Source organism: Pseudomonas sp. Pseusp97, assembly GCF_047304025.1.
GTDB lineage: Bacteria > Pseudomonadota > Gammaproteobacteria > Pseudomonadales > Pseudomonadaceae > Pseudomonas.
The window spans coordinates 1-4412 of the sequence record NZ_JBGLYK010000322.1 but is presented as its reverse complement, the minus strand read 5'-3'; the positions used below and the strand labels follow the sequence as shown (position 1 = coordinate 4412).

At 67.2% G+C, this 4412-nt stretch carries 4 protein-coding genes; 1 reads left to right on the top strand and 3 read right to left on the bottom strand.

The window, feature by feature from the left end:
- Window positions 1-217: 217 nt before the first annotated feature.
- Window positions 218-889 (bottom strand): MarC family NAAT transporter, encoded by a 672-nt coding sequence (locus ACCC94_RS28030; RefSeq protein ID WP_413352857.1) that lies wholly within the window; start codon window positions 887-889, stop codon window positions 218-220.
- 180 nt (window positions 890-1069) lie between these two features.
- Here ACCC94_RS28030 and ACCC94_RS28025 point away from each other — a divergent pair, with 180 nt between their 5' ends.
- A complete protein-coding gene (locus tag ACCC94_RS28025; RefSeq protein ID WP_413352856.1) occupies window positions 1070-2797 on the top strand; it encodes a SulP family inorganic anion transporter in 1728 nt (575 codons plus the stop codon).
- Here ACCC94_RS28025 and ACCC94_RS28020 read toward each other — a convergent pair.
- The gene (locus tag ACCC94_RS28020) at window positions 2794-3810 is read right to left on the bottom strand and encodes a DUF2955 domain-containing protein (protein ID WP_413352855.1); all 1017 of its coding nucleotides are present in this window, start codon (window positions 3808-3810) and stop codon (window positions 2794-2796) included. The two genes, ACCC94_RS28025 and ACCC94_RS28020, sit on opposite strands and share 4 nt — an antisense overlap.
- On the bottom strand, window positions 3800-4412 hold a 613-nt coding region (locus ACCC94_RS28015; RefSeq protein ID WP_413352854.1), incomplete at its 5' end, for an HlyD family secretion protein. The genes ACCC94_RS28015 and ACCC94_RS28020, both read right to left, overlap by 11 nt.

Genomic DNA, 4412 nt, shown 5'->3' with positions numbered 1-4412 from the left:
CCCCGCTCCTCCTTCAATTTCTGCGCCGGGGCCCCCCCCCCCCCCCCCCCCCCCCCTGACGGGAGTGGGAGCTCCCCGTGCCGGCTGACACTGTGGTTTCAGCCGGCACCGAACCAATCCCCTCTGCCTTCGGAGCGGGGCGCGCAGCCAGGGTTAGGGAGAGGGGAAAACCAAGGCACGAACCATCCGAAGAAGACAGTTGCTCCTACGGGAGTCATCACGGTTGCAGCAGGCTCGCGTTGGCGTTGATCAGCGTCTGTGCGACTTCCACCAGACCGTTGATGGCGAACTGCACGCCCATGCACACCAGCAGGAAACCCATCAGCCGCGAGATGGCGTCGATGCCGGACTTGCCGGTGGCCTTCATGATCAGCTCCGAGGCGCGCAGGCAGCCCCAGAGGATCAGCGCCGTGCAGAGGAAGATCAGCGGCGGCGCGACCATGATCACCCAGTGCGGGAAGCTGGTGCTGTTCTTGATGCTGGCCGCGGAGCTGATGATCATCGCGATGGTGCCGGGCCCGGCGGTGCTGGGCATGGCCAGCGGAATGAAGGCGAAGCTGGTGCGTTCGGGCAGGTCTTCGCGGGAGTCGGGGGAGGGCATGGGCGCGGGAAACAGCATGCGCCCGCCGATGATGCAGAGGATGCCGCCTCCGGCGACGCGCAGGCCGGGAATCGAGATGCTGAACACCCCCATGATGAATTCGCCGATGTAGTAGGTCAGCATCATGATGATGAACACGTAGCAGGCCGTCAGCAGTGCCTGCTGGTTCTTCTCCTCGCGGCTGAAACCCTGGGACAGCGCAAGGAACAGCGCGACCGTGGTCGGCGGATTGATCAGGGGCAGCAAAGCGAGCAGCCCAAGTAGGATAGCGTCGAACAGACTGCTCATGGCCGGGCGTTTCTCCAGTGGCGGAAGGCTGTGGGAAGTCTAGGTGCGAATCCGCCGGTCGCGCGGAAACTATCGTCGGCGGTTCGACGCTGGCGGCGCGGCCGCTGATCTACGCTGTAGGACGATAAGGTTGCCGCTTCGCCTGGACCTTGCGCAGTACTTGCCTGGAGCCAATCCCTGATGTCCGAATCCCCGTCGCAATCCCGATCCGGCTTCGACTGGCAGCGCTGGCTGCCCGGCCTCGTCACCCTGCGCCATTACCAGGCCGGCTGGCTGCCCAGGGACCTGGCCGCCGGCCTGGTGCTGACCACCATGCTGGTGCCGGTGGGCATCGCCTACGCCGAGGCCTCCGGTGTGCCGGGCATCTACGGGCTCTACGCAACCATCATTCCGCTGCTGGCCTACGCGCTGTTCGGGCCGAGCCGGATACTGGTGCTCGGCCCCGATTCGGCGCTGGCCGCGCCGATTCTCGCGGTGGTGGTGCAGTACGCGGCGAGCGACCCGCAACGGGCGATTGCCATCGCCAGCCTGATGGCGCTGGTGTCCGGCGCGGTGTGCATGATCGCCGGCCTGCTGCGCCTGGGCTTCATCACCGAACTGCTGTCCAAGCCGATCCGCTACGGCTACATGAACGGCATCGCGCTCACCGTGCTGATCAGCCAGTTGCCCAAGCTGTTCGGCATCAAGGTCGACAGCCAGGGCCCGCTGCGCGATCTCTGGCACCTGGGGCAGGCGCTACTGGAAGGGCGCGCCAACTGGACCAGCTTTGCCGTGGGCGCCGGCAGCCTGCTGCTGATCCTGCTGCTCAAGCCCTACAAGCGCATTCCGGGCATCCTTATCGCGGTGATCCTGGCGACGCTGGCGGTCAGCCTGTTCGACCTCGGCAGCCATGGGGTCAAGGTACTGGGACAGTTGCCGCAGGGATTGCCGTCCTTCGCCTTCCCGTGGATCACCGATATCGATCTGCTGGAAGTGGTGCTGGGCGGTGTCGCGGTGGCGCTGGTTTCCTTTGCGGATACCAGCGTGTTGTCACGCACCTATGCCGCGCGCTTGAAGAGCCCGGTCAACCCCAACCAGGAGATGTTCGGCCTCGGCGTGGCGAACGTCGCGTCCGGCCTGTTCCAGGGTATTCCCATCAGCAGCAGCTCCTCGCGCACCCCGGTGGCCGAGGCGGCGGGGTCGAAAACCCAGCTCACCGGGATCATCGGCGCGCTGGCGGTGACCCTGCTGTTGCTGGTGGCGCCGAACCTGATGGAGCACCTGCCCAACAGCGCACTGGCCGCCGTGGTGATCGCCGCCGCGCTGGGCCTGTTCGAGTTCGCCGACCTGAAACGCATCTATCGCATGCAGCCCTGGGAGTTCTGGCTGTCGATCAGCTGCTTCGTCGGCGTGGCGGTGTTCGGCGCCATTCCGGGCATCTGCATCGCCGTGGCGATCTCGGTGATCGAATTCCTCTGGGACGGCTGGCGGCCGCACCATGCGGTGCTCGGACGGGTCGACGGCGTGCGCGGCTATCACGACGTAACGCGTTACCCGAATTCCCGGCGCATCCCCGGCCTGGTGCTGCTGCGCTGGGACGCACCGCTGTTCTTCGCCAACGCCGAGCAGTTCCAGAACGAGGTGCTGGCAGCGCTGGACGCATCGCCGACGCCGGTGCAGCGGCTGGTGATCGCGGCGAGCCCGGTGACCAGTATCGACGTGACTTCCGCCGATATGCTCGCCGAGCTGGACAAGGTGCTGGAGCAGCGTGGCGTCGAACTGCAGTTCGCCGAGATGAAGGACCCGGTGAAGGACAAGATGAAGCAGTTCGAGCTGTTCGAGGGCCTGGGCGAATCGGCTTTCCACCCCACGCTGGGCGCCGCCGTGGATGCCTACCTGGCCGACTCCGGGGTGGACTGGAAGCCCTAGGCCGCGCGAGCCCTTGCGCGGCGCCCGTCGATCCAGATGAGCATGCCGCTGGCGTACAGCGACACCGCGAGAAACAGCGCCATGCGGATGGCGAAGGCGCGGTAGACGTCCTGGCCGCCGGCGCTGTCCGCCACCGACTGGCCGAGCAGGATCAACATGGTCGTCAGGCAACTGACCCAGTAGGCCGGGCTCTTGCGCGTGGCCACCGCCGCATACAGGCGGCGGCCTTGCCAGAGGGTGAACAGCAGCACCCAGAGGAAGAACATCCACAGGTGCACGAACAGGCTCAACGCGCCCCAGACCAGGATCGCCAGCACGCCGGCGAGCAGGGTAGAGCCGATCAGTTCGCGGCTGGCGTGTCGTGCGCGGGTTTCCCCGGCCTGCTGGCCGAGGCTCACGGATTTCATGATCAACGGCATGAAGCGATCCGGGGCGATGATCGCCAGCAGGAACGCCGGCATCACGATCAGCGTGGCGCGCAGGGCGATCCAGCCGCCATCCTGCTCATTGGGCAGCGGCGGGGCGGGGGGCGAGGGCGCATCGGCTGGCTCCGGGAACAGGGCATGGGCCACCGCGGTGCTGAGCACGGCCAGCAGCATGCCCTTGGCCAGCGCTTCCACCACCGACAGCGCCAGGGTGAAATCGCTGGTGCCGGCGGCGGCGATCATGGTCAGGCCGATCACCAGCAGGTTCGCCAGCAGCCCATTGCCGCCGCGCAAGGCATAGCGGAATACGCAATACAGGCCGACGCCAACCAGCAGCACGCCACTGAGCGGCGCATGGCGAAGCAATGGAATCAGCAGCAGGCCGACGCCGCAGCTGAGCATCACCAGCAGCGCCAGTGCCGGCGCCGCCTTGAGCGGCAGCGCCTGGGCGCGCATCGCCAGCAGGAGCACGGCCAGCACAGGGGCGAGGAACGGGATCGGCATGCCGATGCCGTAGCTCGCCGCCAGGCACAGCGCCGTGCCCCAGGCCAGCCGGAGAGCCCGGCGCCGCCGCAGTTCAATAGGCATACGACAGCCAGCTCATCAGCCACATGAACACCCGGCCGAGCAGGTTCAGCGGGTTGCCTTCGCTGGGCAGCGCCATGACTTCTGCCTGGCCACCCACGCGCAGGCCGGCGGGACTTTCCAGCTGGTCGCGATCCAGTTCGACGATCACCGGGAAGCGCTGCGCCGAGCGCAGCCATTCGCGGCTGTTCTGCACCGTCGGCAGCGACCCCGGAGGCGTGCCCTGGCCGACGCTGACGCCGTAGCCGATGCTGCGGATGTGCCCCTTGAGCAGCTCGCCGGGCAGCGAATCGAGCACTACCAGCACTGGCGTGCCGTTGCGCAGGTGGCCGAGGTTGTTCTCGGTCATGTCGGCGCTGACCCACAGGTCATGGATGGCGATCAGCGTCATCACCGGGCTACCGGGTCCCACGTAGTGGCCGACGTCGGTGCGCAGGTCGGTGATCAGACCATTGGAATCGGCGCGTACCGTGGTGCGGGCGAGATCGAGGCGGGCCTTGGCAACGTTGGCCGTGGCGCTGCGCAGTTGGGCGTTGTCTTCATCGTGGCCGCCTTGCTGCTCGCGGGCGCGCTCGACTTCGGCGCGGGCTGCCGCCACCTGGCTG